At 41.3% G+C, this 17832-nt stretch carries 12 protein-coding genes and 1 pseudogene; 12 read left to right on the top strand and 1 reads right to left on the bottom strand.

Annotation, left to right across the window (positions count from 1 at the left end; translation table 11 throughout):
- Window positions 1–119 precede the first annotated feature (119 nt).
- The 5 genes and pseudogenes from ACMWKK_RS23455 to trhN form a co-directional block, all read left to right on the top strand.
- Window positions 120–2891, top strand: a pseudogene (locus tag ACMWKK_RS23455) (hypothetical protein); the annotation flags it as partial.
- Window positions 2892–3168: 277 nt separating this feature from the next.
- Window positions 3169–3681: an IncHI-type conjugal transfer protein TrhF gene (gene trhF, locus ACMWKK_RS23450; protein ID WP_001286760.1), complete on the top strand. Its 513-nt coding sequence runs from the start codon at window positions 3169–3171 to the stop codon at window positions 3679–3681.
- Window positions 3668–5179 (top strand): TrbC family F-type conjugative pilus assembly protein, encoded by a 1512-nt coding sequence (locus ACMWKK_RS23445; protein ID WP_001256132.1) that lies wholly within the window; start codon window positions 3668–3670, stop codon window positions 5177–5179. The genes trhF and ACMWKK_RS23445 overlap by 14 nt, the downstream gene beginning before the upstream one ends.
- Window positions 5180–5323: 144 nt before the next feature.
- Window positions 5324–6379 carry an IncHI-type conjugal transfer protein TrhU gene (trhU, locus tag ACMWKK_RS23440; protein WP_181231580.1) on the top strand — a complete coding sequence of 352 codons (1056 nt, stop codon included), beginning with the start codon at window positions 5324–5326 and terminating at the stop codon, window positions 6377–6379.
- 18 nt (window positions 6380–6397) lie between these two features.
- Window positions 6398–9586 (top strand): IncHI-type conjugal transfer protein TrhN, encoded by a 3189-nt coding sequence (gene trhN / locus ACMWKK_RS23435; protein ID WP_000776701.1) that lies wholly within the window; start codon window positions 6398–6400, stop codon window positions 9584–9586.
- Window positions 9587–9614: 28 nt separating this feature from the next.
- Here trhN and ACMWKK_RS23430 read toward each other — a convergent pair whose 3' ends face one another.
- Window positions 9615–10487 (bottom strand): hypothetical protein, encoded by an 873-nt coding sequence (locus ACMWKK_RS23430; RefSeq protein WP_000771834.1) that lies wholly within the window; start codon window positions 10485–10487, stop codon window positions 9615–9617.
- 179 nt (window positions 10488–10666) lie between these two features.
- On the opposite strand from ACMWKK_RS23430, the gene trhI reads away from it, so the two are divergent.
- From trhI to ACMWKK_RS23395, 7 genes are all read left to right on the top strand, one after another.
- Window positions 10667–12451: an IncHI-type conjugal transfer helicase TrhI gene (gene trhI / locus ACMWKK_RS23425; protein WP_000517885.1), complete on the top strand. Its 1785-nt coding sequence runs from the start codon at window positions 10667–10669 to the stop codon at window positions 12449–12451.
- Window positions 12452–12845: 394 nt separating this feature from the next.
- Window positions 12846–13718, top strand: coding sequence for a hypothetical protein (locus tag ACMWKK_RS23420; RefSeq protein ID WP_000041927.1), 873 nt, complete (start codon window positions 12846–12848; stop codon window positions 13716–13718).
- A gap of 57 nt (window positions 13719–13775) precedes the next feature.
- Entirely contained in the window at window positions 13776–14153 is a 378-nt protein-coding gene (locus ACMWKK_RS23415; protein WP_000120822.1) for a hypothetical protein, read from the top strand.
- A gap of 60 nt (window positions 14154–14213) precedes the next feature.
- Entirely contained in the window at window positions 14214–15191 is a 978-nt protein-coding gene (locus ACMWKK_RS23410) for a hypothetical protein (protein WP_000810361.1), read from the top strand.
- Between the two features lie 57 nt (window positions 15192–15248).
- A complete protein-coding gene (locus ACMWKK_RS23405) occupies window positions 15249–16307 on the top strand; it encodes an ATP-binding protein (RefSeq protein ID WP_031942298.1) in 1059 nt (352 codons plus the stop codon).
- A gap of 131 nt (window positions 16308–16438) precedes the next feature.
- Entirely contained in the window at window positions 16439–16612 is a 174-nt protein-coding gene (locus ACMWKK_RS23400) for a hypothetical protein (RefSeq protein ID WP_031942299.1), read from the top strand.
- Window positions 16613–16675: 63 nt separating this feature from the next.
- Entirely contained in the window at window positions 16676–17803 is a 1128-nt protein-coding gene (locus ACMWKK_RS23395) for a DUF3150 domain-containing protein (protein WP_000174396.1), read from the top strand.
- Window positions 17804–17832: the final 29 nt, after the last annotated feature.

The raw sequence follows: 17832 nt of genomic DNA, 5'->3' as shown, positions 1-17832 counted from the left end.
CGCTTCTCTGGACCTAAAACATCAATCATTCGGACTCCAACGACTAGTCTAAAAACTAGTATTAAGACTATCACTAACTTAAGTGATACCAACTGTCTGGAGATTCAGGGGGCCAGTCTACGCGCGTACGTCAGTATACGGACCTGCTTAGTCAAACAGCTGGTGATAAATGCACTCTGTTTACCACAGAGGAAAATGCGAATGCTTACCTCGCCTGGTATGGGGAAAAATCAGATGTTACAGCATGCTACCCTCAGTGGAACAATGTCCCTGATGGGTTGGAGTTCTATTTTAAAGGACGTACCCCGGGTCTAACTGGATTCTTTAATAAAACAGGTGAGAATCTGCTCGACTATCAAGTCTATATGATTAACGGGAAGGGCTCTAAAGCGGTTTCCGCAAGGAATCGCCGTACTCTGACCACACAATTACCATACAACCCGATCATCTCTTACAAAAAGAATAAAGTCATAGCAGGCATCAATCCGAACACTGCTCTGGCTTATACGACCGGGGGGGAGGCCGCTCGAATATTAGCGAAGGTGGTACCAGCTGACGTTACGATGATCGTCTCTCAAAACGGCTCTGAGGCTGTCAAAACGTCATTTAAAAATCGTTCCTCAAACAACGATGCAACGACCTTTGTACAAAGGGTCAAGGTTGCTGCTGCACCATTGTGGACAAAGAACGTCTTTGACATAGCTGTAGAATACTCAAAGGATCCAGAATTAAGAACTACAGACACCCTCAACGTATATACGGTGCCTGATTTCAATATTCGAGCATCGATGGAAGTGGATGACAAAAAAACAGCCACATCTCTTGAAGTGCCCTTAAAGGTAACAGTGGGGCGTTATAACAACTCCACACGTAAAAGTGCATTTGACCGTAAAACAATGGGAGAATGGGACGTCACGATATACTCTCAAAAAAGTGTATACGGCAAAGATCCAGAAACAGGCCGTTATAAAACTACATACGAAAGAACTGCGCTGACTGAAGCATTGCCGGTCAATGATGCGGGCATTGTCGAAACCAAGATTAAAATTGAAAATATGGATCTGGGTAATATGCGTCTGGTTGGTGTGGCTAAGGTCAGATCGCCATTCTCTGATTTTGAAATGAAACGTGAGACCAGTGCTGTAGGCATTCGAATCTATAAAGGTGAGGAACTGGAGGGTAACCTGTCGAAAAGCCTTATTATCGGAAGGATCCCACTTAGTACTCTGGTAAGCTTCAAATCTGCCAGTACGGCTAACTCTGATGCACTCGCCCCCACCGAATGGCAGCAGTCCTCTGATAATGGTCAAACCTGGACCATGCTTTCCGACATGACCGGAAAGAGAAGTGTAAGTATCAAAAAGACAGAAGTAGGAAAGTGGCTTTATAGGGCAAAAATGACTAATAAATTCACATCCAAGATTTCCTACACAGATGCCTTAACGGTAGTTACCTACAAGCAGCCTAAGCTCAGTATAGATGTTACAGACATTCTTCAGGGCTCAGATATACCTGTAACCCTGCTTGATAACGATGAACCTATACCAGCAGGCACCGCTGAGGTTCTCTGGTCAGAGGATAAAGTCAACTGGGTGCAGGGAGATACAACTTACACTGTGGCTTCAGCTGATACCCTACCGTCTACGATTTATGCCCGGATGCGTTACCTTGATTCCGATGAACTGGCAGAGGAGTCTTCATGGAAGGAAACGTCTGCTCGGTTGGCAGCCGCAAAACCCAAGCGCCTTTCTGTCTCGGTAACGGGGGTTTCAAAGGTAGAGGTTGGTCAAAAAGTTACTTTGGAAGGTAAGTTCACGAACCCTAACAGTAAGTACCAGAATGGTAATAACGTAGTTGAAGAATGGAAAACACCGGATGGCCAGACATTTAAGGGCTCTTCACTGTCTGTTACCCTTACTGAGCAAATGTTGGATAAACAGGGATATGCTGCTTTTGAATACAGTGCATGGTTAGCGGACAATAAGGAGAATACGGTTTCTACCCGTAGAGTTTCTGTCAAATCGTGGGTTTATAAATTTCCCGAGATGAAAATAAGCTCCAAACTTAAATACGACATGGCACCGACCACCCTACGCGTTGCGTTGAGCGGTATTAAGGATGGAGACTATCCTGGTGTTACTTATTCCCGTGAATGGATCTACGACAAAGAGAATCTGGTAATCACTAAAGATGAAGGTGACACCAAAGAATTTACAATTGAAAATCCTGGCAAATATACATTGATGGTTGTTTTCAAAGATAACCGAAACAATGAACAGCGTATCGAAAATACCTTTGTTGTCGATGAACAAACGCCAATGAACGTTGAGATGACACCCAAGTTCTCTAACAAATATATGAGAGCTCCACTCGATGTAACCTTAAGGTCAAACATCAAGCTATCTCATTCGGCGGACTCGATAGATACGGTCACATACAAGGTGAACGGTGAAGTAATACCCAGCGGCAAAAATTATTGGGCTCAACTGATCTCGGGTTTAAAAGAAAAGAAATACGAGATTACAATTGATGTTGTTAGTAAACTTGGACAGAGAGGTTCAGCATCTGTTGAGTTTGATGTCGTTAAAAACGCAGTGCCTAATTGTACATTGAGCTACACGGAAACCAACCTAAGCTGGAGCTTTACCAATAAATGTGATGATACTGATGGAAAAATGGTTAGATATGAATGGTTCATCAACGGCGAATTAAGGAACGTTTTCGGTAGTACGGCTACACTTTCTAAAAACCTTAACCGTGGTAAGCAGGACATAAAAGTAATTGCTTATGATGATAGTGGAGACTTTGCAACACAGCACGTGACAGTTTTCGGACCGGCTGAAGAGGCAAGTAAGTCTGAAAACACTGTATCAATACCAAGCAGTGAGTAGTTAATTTTTAAATATAAAGCCGGGACATTATGTCCCGGCTTTTTTATACCCAATAATTGGACCTTTGAAAAATTAATGTCGGAAAGTAACTTTGCTCCAAAGGCATCTTTCATGGCCGCTAACAAAGCTGCGTATACATGCTGAGGAATTAACATTCTTATAGGTGAATATTAGGTTAGTTTGCAGACTTCCGAGCGTTGAAAAACATGGATAATAGTTACTTGGATAGAGGTGCATCTGCCTAGTAAAAATATTCTTCAGTGCCAGTGAGAAAAATATGAGCGACTACATACCTAAAAAGAGAGGGCTGCTTATACTGGATTGGTATGTCCCCCTTAATATTTTATTGCTGATTCTCGTTATGTGTGTCTTTTTCACCCGTTATACATTTGGATACGGTTTATTGAATGGGTGCCTGCCTGCTGATTTTTATATGATTGATCATTCGGATAAAAGTATTAAAACTGGTGAACTCATAGCATTTAACATGCCGAAATCGGTACGTTTTATCCCAGAAAATGAACGAGTCATAAAAATTGTTGCCGGTGTGGGCGGTGACAAACTTAAAGTAACAATGGATGGGGTTTATAACGGGGACAAATTTTTTGAAGCTAATGCACGTCGTATTTCGAAGAAATACAATATTCCGTCCATTTTGATTGAAAAAGAATTGATAATTCCTGAAGGCGAAGTTTTCCTAATTGGGCAAACCGATCACTCATGGGATTCCCGTTTTTGGGGAACAGTAAAGCTGAATTCAGTAATTGGGAAAACATATGCGATCTTTTAATGTAAATAAAAAATATTTACCAATACTTCCTGGACTTGCGTTATGTGCAGTTTTAAGTAATACAAATGCAAGCACTGAGTATCAACATGATGCTGACCTAATCGCTCAGCAAGCAAAAGGGCTTGGGGCACAGGCTAAAGGTGCACAGCAGCCAGATGGGGCTCTTAGCCTTGATGCTACGCTAAAATCACCAGATGTGCAGAAGTACATAGCGCAAGCTGAAGCACTCCAAAAAAACCAGGACCTGAGCAAGCAAATAAACCGTGGTTACGTCCCCGGTATGAATGCGGATAGTGTTCAAGCAGTTATAGACCATACCCAGGCTATCAGGGCCCAAAGTAATAACTCTGAAGCTGTCAACGATATAATTAGAAGACGTGATGAAATTCAAGAAAACGCCAGCCTTAATGAAGCGGCTCTGAAAGCTGTGGAAAATAAGCCGGAAGTCATGCGAGGACAATCTAAAAATATCGAAAAATTGTTTGGTTCCTCGGGCATCACAGCTGCTGACTTCGAAAGAAAAATGGATAGCACACGTGAAGAAGCACTATCAACTGAAAATGGAATAACGATCTTTGCTTCATTTAGCTTGCCGGATTATGTACTGGAAGACCTTCTACGTACGGCCTCAGAGCATAAAGCTCGTGTAGTTTTCAATGGTCTAAAGAAAGGAACTACTCGGCTACCAGAGACACAGGCAGCAATAAACCAAATGATTGTCAAAGGAAAATTTGAATCTCCTTTGATTACAATTGATCCTGATAGCTTCAGTCAGTATCAAGTAACTCAAGTACCGACAATTATTTCTAGGGAGCAAGCTCGTTTTGCAAAAATGGTAGGCTCCTTCAACGTTGAGTTTTTTCAGCGAGAACTTGCTAAAAAACCCGATCAGGATATTTTCCCGGTTGCTGGTACCACTTATCCCGTTGAAGAAAAGAGCATCATTAAAGAACTGGAAGAACGTGCACAAAAATATGACTGGGAAGGTGCAAAAAAAAGGGCCGTTTCTGACACATGGAAAAATCAATGGATGGTCGACCTCCCTCCTGCCCAGGAACACAAAGAATTTTTAATTGACCCTACAGTGAGGGTCACTCAGGACGTAAAAGATAAGCAGGGCCGTGTAATAGCTTCCGCCGGTGAGTTGATTAATCCACTTTCGAGATTTCCTCAAAACCTGACGATGATAATTTTCGATCCACTCAATCCGGGCCAGCTGGTATGGGCTGAGCAGCAGTATCGACAACGTCTGGGTAGTGGAAAAGTAATGCCAATGTTTACCCGTATCCAAAAAGATAATGGATGGGATCACCTAAATGATTTACGTGAAAAATTTAACGGTAAGGTGTTTAAAGTTAACGAACAGATCATCTCACGCTTTCAGATTAAAAACACACCTGCGCTTATAACTACTGACCAAGATAAATTCCGGATCACCCTGTTTAGCGAGGCAGAAGTCCGTGGTATCGGAGCCCCAAATCTTTCAGAGGAAAAATAAGATGAAACTCGGATTTATTATAGGCGCTCTCTTTGCAACATGGCTGACGCTAAATTATCCGGACCAGATGAGAAGTTATTTTACCAAAGCCGTCGACTATATCGAAAGTGTTGCAACATTTATTACATCCAAGTGAGCATGATGGTGAAAAAATTCAAAAAGTTACTTTTAGAGTTCATTGTAGCAGTTATGCTTTCGCTTTCTATACCGGGTATGGCTATGGCAGCAGATGCTGGAGTCCCTGGGGCTATGTGTCAGTCAGCTGGAGTGTGGCAGGGCTTGATTAAGAATATCTGTTGGAGCTGCATTTTTCCCATGAGGATAATGGGCATAGGGGCAGCTCCAGAAGGCGCTGCTCCTTCACGTCCGGGTTGCTACTGCACAGATCAGAACGGCGTACCGGAAATAGGTTGGCAATTGAGCTTCTTTCAGCCGGTGAAGATTGTTGAAGTTGTAAAGAGCCCCTGGTGCAGCCCCTTTCTTGAAGGCACGATGCTTCAAAAATCGCAGTTTGATATTGGTAAAAGCAACACAAATCAGCCAATGACAGCAACTGAAGCCGGATTTTACGATGTTCATCTTTGGGAGTTCCCAATCATGACAATGCTCAAATTACTGATTATTGGCGAGTGCACTGCTGAACCCTATATAGATGCCAGCCTGACCTATATAAGCGAAGTGGACCCTATGTGGGAAAGTGATCTGCTTACACTCGTCCTGAATCCAGAGGCAGTAGTTTTTGCAAACCCAATTGCCTCAATGGTGTGCGCTGCTGACTGTGTAGCAGTAACAGCAGGAAAGGATAATCTCGCTGCATACTTTTGTGCCGGATGCGATGGCAACCTTTATCCATTAACCGGCCACATTTACGCAAATGATGACGCTGTAAGGACGAGTTCACTGATAACCCAGCGTCTTCTGACTAAACTACATCGCCAGGGAATGCTGATGCGAACGATGGGAGCAGACGCAATGTGTGAGAAAACGTGGGAATACTTTACACCTCGTTCCCAGTATCGGCTTTCAATGCTTTTCCCAACTCCTGAGGCGAAAGGGCCGGATTGCTGTCATCGTCTTGGTGATTCGGTACATGACTGGTCAACCCTTAAAGGTGGGCGCAAAAAAATAGGCAATGATAATTATGTCTATATGTTGTGGCGTTACAATGACTGTTGCGTCAGATATATACCAGGCGCTTGATTTCTAAGGGTAAAAATAATGAAACTTAGAAAAACGATAGCTTCAACTATTATTGCATCAATGATTGCCAATACTATGAGTTGGGCTTTTTATATCTCTCTCATAAATATGGTAATGACTCCTCGTATTTATGCGGCAGACGCTATATTTGACCAGCTCGAAAGTAACTTTAATCTTGCTAATCCTAACGCAAATCGCAATGCGACAACCAGTGCTCAGGACATTGTTGAGAAGTACAAGAATGCGGATTCAGGCGAGAATGTCAGTGGGAAGATCACCGAGAAATACGTGGGTAAAGCCGAATCCGCTAATCTTAATCTCGGAAAGTATGGGGCAGGGAACTCAAATGAAAGTGTCATGAAAAATGCCGCATCCGATGGAAAGTCCATTGGTAGCGCCGTACAACTGCCGAGTATGTCTGGAGGGACAATCAATTCAAACTATACCAAGGAAGGGGCAAAGCTGCTCTCTCGGGATGCTAATGGCAACATTGGTATAAGCAGTAATCCCAATACTACTCCTGGAACCAAAACAAATACCGGAGAGATTTTCAGCTCAGAGCAAAAGCACAGCGATATTAAGTTCAATGCCGCAGATCGTTATGGGGATGAGGATGGCTTTGTAAACGATATAAAGAATCGGAAAAGCCAGTTATTTGATGCTCAAAGTTATGATGGCGTTGCCTACCGCACCCTCGTAAATGCTAACAAGGACAACCCGGCATCATCTATAAAGCCTAACGATCCCATGTTTACTGCGGGGAGAAATGAGATAACAAATGCTGTTGCTGGTACTGGAAACTGGCTTCAGAACTGTAATGTTGAGACCTCTAAAAAAACAGTAACCACACACTATCCTGATTACAAAGAGTTCTACTGTAACTCGCCTAAGCAAGATAACTTCAGCAGCTGCACGATAACCCGTGATTTTTCAGTCCCTGTTTACATTTCAGGCGGAAACGGAGACATGTCGATGTGCGGCGATAATTGTGTGCGTATATGGTTTGGTCGCCGTGATGACAACTACTGGAGTGACGGGGTATATGATAACGAACTGACATTAAAATTCCATCCGGATGCAAAATTGGCCTCAGCAAAGATTGTTAACGCGGAGTGGGATGACCACATGCGGGTAACACTTGATGGCACGCAGATTTTTGCTCACATAGATGGTGCATATCGAGAAAGTGACTATCCGGCTCCTAAGGGATCTTGGGAGTTAAAAAAATCGTGGAAACTCGACAAGGTTTACGATGTGACTGATAAGGTCAGAAAATCGGTGTATGAGGAGCCTGATCGAGAAGTGACAATGGCATCCAGAGTATGGGTTGGTGGGAAGGGTGAAGGGTATTTTGAGGTTGAGCTGACTTTTGAAAATATGAAGCTCGAAGATAAGCACGTCCAGGAACCAGCTGGTTGTTACGATGCTGTACAAGCTCCGAATACATTCTGCCGTTTCGATCGGTTTAAAGATATGGATGTTGGCACAAAACGGCTTCCGGAAAGCGTGCTTTCATTGGCAAAGCCTCTGTATGAAGGTGATAAAGGATTTCTTACCTGGAAGACAAACCTTGAAGGCTACTTTTGTGATCCATTGGCCAAAGACAAAATTTGCTCTTATGACGCTAGTGGAAAAATTATGAAAGACGCTAATGGAAAGGACCTCTGTTACAACTATGAAGAAATAAAGAGTATGCCTGATGCATGTAGTGCTTATAAAAATGATGCAGCATGTGTACTCGATAAACAAACATGTGCAGAGGGTTGGTTCGATGAGGGCACTAACAGTTGCTACATGTATGAACAGAAATACACCTGTGACAGAGGGAAGGATGTAGTTCGGGAGGTTGAATCTTCTACAAATGCCTGTGTTGGCATGATCCCATGTTCAGGTGGAACATGCGAAACTGGGCCAAAGGAAGAGAACAACGATTTTGGAAAAGTTGCGGCTTATTCAAACATGGTTCAGTACATGCAGGGCGAAGCCAAATGCGAAGACCCTAACGATGCCAATTCATGTTCCGTCTTTGAAGGAAAACCTGAATGGTGTGGTCGTTCAGTAGGCTTTGTAAATGGCCTGGCAAAGACGGACTGCTGCGAAGCACCACAGGGAACCGCAGGAGCACTTGAAGGTATCATGCTTGCCGGATCTATGATCAGAAACACAAACTGGACCAGAGTTAATGCTCAGCTAATAAAATGGACCGGCGGTGATACAGGTACATGGGCTTCTATGTCTAATGCGGTCGGAGAGTGGACTGCATCAGCTGGTAAAACAGTAGGGCAAATGTGGAACAACGTCACGAGCTCCTTAACGAGCGTATATGAAAACGTCGCTGGTAATCTAAGCAGGGCAGTTGGGTCTTCCGCAACTTCTGGAGGGGCAGGAGGTGCTGGCCAGTTGGCACAGGAAACAATGTCCAGCTTCGGTATAGGTCAGCTTAAGCAGATGGCAATGAAGAAAGCCTACGAATTGCTACCAGATACAGTTCGTGACTTTGTCTTTAAGAACGTTGCTACTACCGGAGGAGAGGTTGTCTTCTCGGCTGCGGTTCAAAACTTTATGCTTGCATTAAACGTGATCGGTTGGATTTATACAGCCTATCAGGTCACTAAAATGCTTTTAGAAATGTTGGTAGCATGCGACCAGAAAGAGATGGAAGCTTCTATTCATAAGAATCAAAAATCCTGTTTTACATTAGATACGGAACGATGCGTCAAATATCTGAATGTTGGTTTCACAAAGAAATGCGTTAAAAAAGCAACAGACATGTGCTGTTATAATTCCATGTTGTCACGCGTTATTATGCAACAAGCTTATCCGCAATTAGGAATAGACCCTGTCGCCTCTAATTGCGTGGGGCTATCAATAAAGCAAATACAGCAACTGGATTTCGATAAAATTGATCTGACGGAGTGGATTAATGATGCAGTTCAGGTAGGAGAAGTTCCTGATCAATATTCAAAATTCTCCGAAGAATCAATTGTGGAAAACTTACCATTCCAGAATGAGAACTATCAACTTCCATCAGAACGTACCAAGGAAGCAATGGGCGGTGAAGAAAATATGATAAAGGCCAGACAAGAAAATGCTCAGGCTATAAAAGAGGAAAATGTAGATTGTAGCTATTTACCTCGACCGGCCATATGTGAGGTAGGTTCAACTACGCTGGATCCGGTTACGGGCAAGCAGTTGCCGAAATATTGAAGAAGGGGCCGTTAGGCCCCTTTTTTAATTACTTGGCTTTCAATGTTTTTTCTGGGAAGCCTTTTTTACCGTATTCACCGGTAAAGAGGTAATAATCTTTTCCGTTGATGGAGGCTGCAACACCCCCTGGAGTTGTTGTATTTGGGCTATCAGAACGGAAAATGATACCCGAAAAATCAGCGCTTGTTTCGTTTCCTTTAAATGGGATGAACACATAACGAATTACAGCGTAATCACCAGCGGGAAGGTTTAGCTCAGGAATTTCGGTTCCTGTTGCGGGGCGAATCGCCTGAAAGCTGTACATTGAATCTGTAGGGAAAACATCAGCATCAGGCTTAGAGGGCAGATCACAGGTACTCCATTTATTGACGACTGCCATATCAATTTTACATGTGGCCAGAGCTGCTTTCTGTTTTTCAGGGTTGTATCCAAATGAGGCCTGAGTTGCTTTTGTATGCTCAAAAACATACTTAGCTCCCTCACGTACCAAACTTTCATCATTGTAAGGCAATTTTTTTGGATTGGGGACGAACACTAGGTATTGATTGACCTGGATGTATTCGGCGTCAGAAGAACTGTACAAAGAGCTGAGGCTCATGATCCCAAAACCTTTTAGACCGCCTGTTACGTAGCCCATCGAACTATTGATGAGATACTTAGAAAGAAAGTTGTCGGCATCCCCTCCAGGAGTAACCTCTTGCTCCTTAAAATTAACGTCGAAACCAGCAAACGAATAGGCATTCTTGGCGACAGAATCATTTGCATTAGCATGCCAGTACTGGCCGTGACTGTACGCATTCAGAGCGGTGCCTGGCGTAGTGCCGGTGTCACCGGCACAACCCGATAGGGAAAAACCAATGACGACAGAAGAGACCAGAGATACTAAACGTAAAAGTTTCATTTAAAGCCCTTTTTGTAATGTCTTTTGGAGATGGAACCATTATTCCATAGTCACGCGTTTCACAAACAACCTGATTGCATAAAAAAGGAAAAAAAGTGATTTCCAGTAGAACCAGCAGTACACAAGAAAAGCGCTTTTATAAAAATGTATAATTATTAAAACGAAGTAATGAGGTTGAAATGGGTAAGCCAACAGAAGAGCAAAGACCTGTTATCGAGAATGCTAGCGCAAACAATATGGTGATAGCAGCGCCTGGATCAGGCAAATCGTTCACCATGATAGAAGCGGTTATATCGATTCTCAAAAAGTATCCATATGCAAGAATCGGGATGGTGACCTTTACTCGCGCTGCAACAAACGCACTTGCAGCAAAGTTACAAAAGCGATTGAGCAAGAAGGATCTTGACCGGGTGCTGGTGGATACTTTTCACGGACTCGTTAAGAAGCAACTGGACATGATTCGCTGGCCGGGAAAGATGTTGATAGGGCCAGCACAGAGATCTGTCATTCACCGGGCTTTGAAAGAATCCGGTGTAACGATGAAGTTTGCTGAAGCTGAATTCGTTATTGATGCTATCGGCAGAGAAATGGATACGGATGTGATTTCAGTTCGGCATAACAGACAACAGATCCATTTGTTTAATACCTATCAGGCGTTATGCCAGAAAGACCATGTGGCGGACCTCAATGCTCTTTCAAAATTTGTTGTCGGTCAAATGCATTCGGGAAAAATGCGCACGTTAGATTTGACACATTTGATAGTAGACGAAGTTCAGGATACTGACTCTATACAATTCTCATGGATAGCATTGCATACAAGAGCTGGAGTCTATACGAGTATAGTTGGAGACGATGATCAGGCCATCTACTCCTTCAGATCCTCAGGAGGAGTCAAAATATTTCAACAGTTTGAAAAACACTTCAGACCTAACATATTTTACTTAAACACATGCTTTAGGTGTGAACCTGAAATTTTAGAGGTGGCCGGAGCACTGATAGGAAAGAATGTTTACCGTTATGCCAAAGAGTTACGCTCGGCAAAAAAGGGAGGGGGAAAGGTCACTTTTCGTTCATATGTAGATATGGAGGAACAGATACAGGGTATTTTAAGCCTTATAAATCAGGATCCACATGGATGGGCAATTCTAAGCCGCAATAATGCTCACTTGGATGAGCTAGAAAGTTTGATCGAACAGCCAGTAATTCGTTACGGAGGTAAATCATTCTGGGATGAAAAAGAAACAAGCGATGTGTTAAGCCTTATGGCCTTTTTCCGACAATCAAATGATCCTCGCTTAATGAAGAGAGTATTGGCATTGTTTGGAGAACAGGAATCAGTTTTGGATGAAGTGGCATTGAGTATGAGAGGAAGAAAAGTTACTTTTGGCGACCTTGCCATCCCGGAGGACAGTTCTCTCGAAACAAAAACATTACATTCAAACTTCGTGCGCTTTACCCAGGAAAGTTCTGATAAAGTTGAGATAGCAAAACGTTTCGCCAACCTTACGAAATGGATGGAATCGTCGTCAATCAAGATGAGGAGTAATAAAGGTACAGCAACCTTAACAAAAATTGCTTTAGACACTTGTAAACAGTGGGCAGAAAAGACTGGTTGGATGAATATGATAAATCGTGCTGCTGCAATGTCATTAGGCCCTAGGAAGAAGGACGAGGAATACAGCCCAGAGAAAGTAGTCCTATCAACCTTGCATGGTTCAAAGGGTCTTGAGTGGAATAAAGTAATAATAATGAGTTGTAATGCGGATCAGATACCAAGTAAAAGATCAGTTGGGGAGGAGGCAATAGAAGAAGAAAGACGTTTGCTTTATGTTGGATTTACGCGTGCAGAAAAGCAACTTTTTGTAATGTGGTATGGTGATCCTTCTTTCTTTTTAAGAGAATGCAGTGAAGAAAAGATAAAAGAAGCAGCTAATATTCGAATTTCTCCACTTTATACAGAATAATTCGATATGGGCATTTACTTATGCTTAAAGCTATAGTATAAAAACAATGAGCTTAAATATCAGCTCCCAAATTTGAGTAACTTTGCTTAAAGTTACTTTCGCGTTAAGCGTTGATTTAGCCGTGAAAAGCGGCCAGCTTAAACAAGCTGTAAGACACCACCGGCAAAATGTCACCTTTGTCGCTGGTGCACTTCCCATGCCTGCAAAAGGCAATCTGAATTTACCAAACCGTAACTAATTTAGCTCCTCCTGGGGCTATTTTTGTTGCGTACTTCTAATGCCAGATAGTATAAATCAGGCGGTTCATAGCTTACGGGAGATGAATGACAGGCTTTGCCTTCGTGTTGAAACAAAAATTTGTTTCTTCCTTCTTACTATATATAGGTGACCTCAAATGTCTAAAAATAAAGCTCGCAGTAAAGCCCTTCATCAAACCTTTAGTGAAATTATTCCAGAGATGGATAAGGCGCTAAACAAACAGCTCTTAGAAGTTCTGATGAAATATACAGAACGTGATAATGAACTGATTGTTATTTTGAATGAGGACGGCCCAAATATCATTGAACTTAAGTCTCTTAAGCCTGTGTCTTTGTTGGCCGAAAAGCTTTCTGCTTATTCAAGCTATTATCATGTGGATGTTGTGGAGCTCGTGGTCAAGAAAATTGATTTCGAAGGAGCTTATAAGCTTCTTAAAGCTTCCCCAGATGTACCACTTTTTAAAAGCTTAACTGAACTGGATAAATATCTTGTTGAGGAGTTTGAAAAATACGGATTAAATTCATTTCTTGACGTGGATAATCTGGATTACTCACTTGAAAAAGCCAGTGAACTCAAAAATGAGCAGTTAATAAATTGGGTTTCGGACATCATTTGCAAACGTGAAAAATTAACTTTACGTAAGCGTTTTGATGTCGCAGTAAAGGCCCACTACGAAAATGTAGAAAAAATGTATGATACCATTCGTCCGTTAATGAAAAAACTGGGTTTCCCAGAAGATCTCATGACGCACACCTTTAGTGAGTTAAGCGTTTTTGAAACTAAAGGATGGGACCATGCAATAAAATCGAAAATTGAGACTCTCGCTAAGCGTGAAACTCAATATTTAGATGATGCGGCTAAAGCAGAGAATCGACGTCTTGTAACAGAGAAGTTGGAGAACTCTTTAGCGATTGCACCAACTAAACCAACAAGAAATTGGTTACATATTGCCGGAATTGCCTGTTTGGTAGTCTGCACGTTCATGTATGTAACTAATAAATTTATTTAATCCTGTTAAGGGGGAACCCTAACGGGGCTTCTCTTTGAACAAATCGAGGAGCGGAAAATGTCATATCTTGAATATATCAATGAAGTAAAAGTGTCCGGGATAGTTATCAGTGCTGTGGAGAAAAAAATGACTGACCAGAGTATAGGTTTGTTAATAAAGCTCAAAAATAGGATGAAGACAGAAGTTGATGGTGAAATCACTGAGAGAGAATTTTCAGTTCAAATCAAGGTGTCGCCTGAAATGTATTCAACCTGTTTCACTGGTATAAATCAGGGTGATGAGTTGATGGTCTCCGGTTATATTGTTGTCGATACTATTATGATTGAAGGGAGAGAACATCCTCTTGACTACATGAGAGTGGTAGCAACAAGTAAGTTGGCTCACATACCTAAACCTCTAAAAGGTTTTGGACAAAGTAGCTTTAATCAGATCTGACATTAAACCCACCCTAAAGGGGAGAAATCCCTTCATGGGATTTCTCCTTTTGGAGTCCCCATGAAACAAAAATTTAGGGCTACTGCAATAAGTAGTAATCAACTTAGTTTTTTTTCTATATTCGATATAGATGAAGATGAAATAACGCAAATAGTTGATTCACCCAAAGAGCATTTAAATGATGCATACACGTCCGGATTAAACTTTAAATCAGATGAAAGTAACATTTCTGAGATAAATTATGATTCTGAAAGGCGTGAAAATCACCTTTATGAAAAATCCAAATTACTTAAAAATCAGATTTTGCATACAATTAATTTTGCAGCAGAAACAGATTATCTATATTCGGTTGAAGAATATAACCCAGATTTGGGTGGTCTGGTAATAGAATGGACCCCTGAGGATGTGTATGTTGTTTTTCTATCCGCTATGGAAGAGTCTTTGGAAATCATTAAAGAACTAGTGTTGAGGAGAAAGTTATTCTTCAAAGATGACAATGGTAATATCACAGTGAATCCACTTTTAGAAGCTGAAACACGGTGGTATATGTCAAAATCATTTGAATACACTTGTTTATCTCATGGACTTGATGCATGTGAATTTAGAGCGGAATTAAAATCATGGCTCTATTATCATTCGCATCGTTCGATTAGTGAAAACACGAAATTAGCTGAATGCAGGAATGATGATGAAATCATTTTGCATGATTGCAATGACGATATGGGCTGGGACATCTTCTTTGATCAGGATTATTTAATGTCAGAAAAAAAACTGGCTGTTAAATGGACTGACAGGGAAATTATGGATGTTTACATAAAAGCTTTTAAATCCACATTAGAGTTGTTTGACGAGCTTGTTTCATGTGATCTGTTAACTAAACGAAACGCTTTTGGCAAGTTAGAAATAAATCCAATATTCGAAAATCATTTTGAATGGATCATGTCTGAAGCTTTTGAAATAGTGGGAAATCATCTTGGTTATAATGTGCCTCAAATCAGGAAACTGATGGCAACTATTTGCCAAATGAATCTCAAATAAAATGCCACTGGCAAACATCTGCCAGAGGGCGGTGTTTGCATTTTACCGGAGTTAAAAATGTCTAATGCCGCTATGAAGTTAAATGAAACATCTTCTGATGCTTATGAAAAATTAGAAGCTCTTCTTTCCCCGGATGTTATAAAGTTAAAACATTATGTGGATAAAGGTGAGTATCTTTTAGTTCTAGCAAAGGACCTTTTTGGTATTCCAGAAATGGATCCAAAGATGGCTGTGCCTGTTTTCAAAACTAAAACCTCGTATCGAGCTCCGCTGAACAAAGACTACATACCAAATCCCCGAATACTTGAACAAGTGGTTAAACTGCTTATCAGTCCGGATATAGATTTAAGTGTGTGTCTTAAAGGTGAGTCCGGTTCTGGCAAGACTGAAATGGTAATGTACATTAGCCACATGATGAATTGGCCGCTGACAATTAAGCAGATCAACAGCAATATTCGAGTTGATGAGCTTGAAGGTGAGCGCAGTCTTAATGGTGGTAATACAGGTTTTGTACACAGCGATTTGGTAACGGGATTTCGTAATGGTCACCTCATTCTTCTGGATGAAGTGGACAAAATCGATCCTGATACGGCAGCAAAACTTCACATGCCCATTGAACGTAAGCCCTGGTCACTCAGTGCTAATGGTGGTGAGGTTATAACTGCTAATGGCTACACGCGATTTATTGGTACTGCAAACACAAACATGAGTGGAGGCGCTCGCCGGTTCGTTTCTTCTCAACGTCAAGATGCAGCTTTTATAAAGCGGTTCTTGATAGTTGAAATGGTGAAGCCCGACAAAGTTGCTTTAACCAATGTGCTTACTAAACGATATAGCTCTTTGCCTTTTCAGGTCATTGAGAAGTTCGTAAGAGTAGCGATTGCAGTAAATGACTCTGGTACAGAAGACAGTGTGATGGATATTCGTCAATTAGTAGCTTGGGTTGGCACGTCGATGACGTTAAAAACCTTTAGTCTTCTTGACACTTTCAAAATAGCTTTTGCTTCTGCTTTACCTTTACATGTGGTCGATCTTGTTCTTCAAGCTATAGATCTTTCTCTTGGCGAAGACAAGGATAAATCGCTGGAGTATTTCACAGCAAAAAAGTCGAGTTAGATGGGATTTGTTATGAAACCTCTGATATTTGTATCTCAGAGTTATCCCATCTTGAATTTAGTGCGTTTTTAAGTACGGATGGTGCTGCTACCATTGCTATAGCAAAAAACGGAACTAATTTTACTGGACTTATGCAACTGAATAACGACTATTCTTTATTGTTTTATCATGATGGTAAAATAAATATGGAAGGTATAATTAAAGAAATGGAATTAAAAGGTTATATGTATCAGGGAGCAATGGGCAATGATGATGTTGCCGCTGAGTTTCCCGGTATTCTTTTAATTGCGCCAGAGAAGCTTTAATATCAACCCTATCGGGAAATCTTTCCCGTTGGGGAGGGTTTCCCCTTTTTTTTGGAGAAACCCATGACTTTAAATACTTCAATGCTTAACAAAGTATCTGCAAAACAAATCTCTGAGAATTTTGCAAAATCATATCCAGATTTACTGGAAGGTGCAGTTATAACAAAAATTGAAATAAGTGGCTGTCAAGGATCGCGTCGAACCGATAAAATCGATTTGTCTTATGATGGAGATGATATTACGGATCAAAAAAGCGTATCTAAAAGCGAAGTACGTTGGATTGACATAAAAGCCCTTAGCTTCAAAAGTACGATTACCAGCAGAATATCAACCCTTTGCTCACGCTTGTGCATCCGCTATAGCAATATGTGGATTTTACCAGTTTCCAGTATGGAAGAGTTTCTGGAAGGGGCCCAAGAGATTGAACGAGAGTTTCAGGCAGGTATTCAAAACGTTGTAGACAATTATGAGATGCATATTGAGGCTGAAAAAAATAGAAGCCCAAGAATGTCTTCTTTGATTGATCAGTTGAAATTAACTAAAGATGATTTCATAAAATCCTTTAGATTTAATATTGCTCACTTTATTCCTTTTACGCCTATTAGCGTTGAAGGTGATGAAACCCAGGACTACTATCAGGAACAATTGATAACAGATCTGGCAGAAGAAGCAATGAGGGTTTATGAAAAAATTAGTAAAAATAATAATTTGCGCTCAAGTACTATTGACCGACTGAAGCAAATGCAAAATAAGATCATTAGCTTCATGTTTATACATAAAGAGGCGGCAGTACTTGCAGAAGCTATAAAACACATAATGAATAATTTACCTAAAGGTGCCATTTCTGAACCTCGCGACGTTGCGGTGTTACAGCAGTGGTTTTATTTCATGAGTGATGCTTCAATGTTAAAGCGTATTATTTCAGGAGAGCAAAAGGTTACTGACTGGTTGGAATCTATTACCAGATCATTTAATCAAAGCTCACAAACAGAACCGAACGCGCTACAGAACACAGGTATTGAAGCTATTTTAGATTCAACAAATGTGTTTCAGGTTGAACCTGTCGTAGAGAACGATATAAAAAACAGCACGTTTTCAAACACTGATTCTGTAGCTGAACCTGAGAAATCAGTTTCGCAACAGGAAGACAATGCTGAAAATGGTTTTGATATCGAGCTCAAAGGCTGGTAACTGTTTGCTTTATTAAAAACCCCAGATGG

This window comes from Enterobacter sp. 01-M-03-SI-ECC (genome assembly GCF_047530215.1).
GTDB lineage: Bacteria > Pseudomonadota > Gammaproteobacteria > Enterobacterales > Enterobacteriaceae > Enterobacter > Enterobacter chengduensis.
Note: the sequence above shows the minus strand (reverse complement) of the source record. Positions and strands in the feature narration are given on the sequence as shown.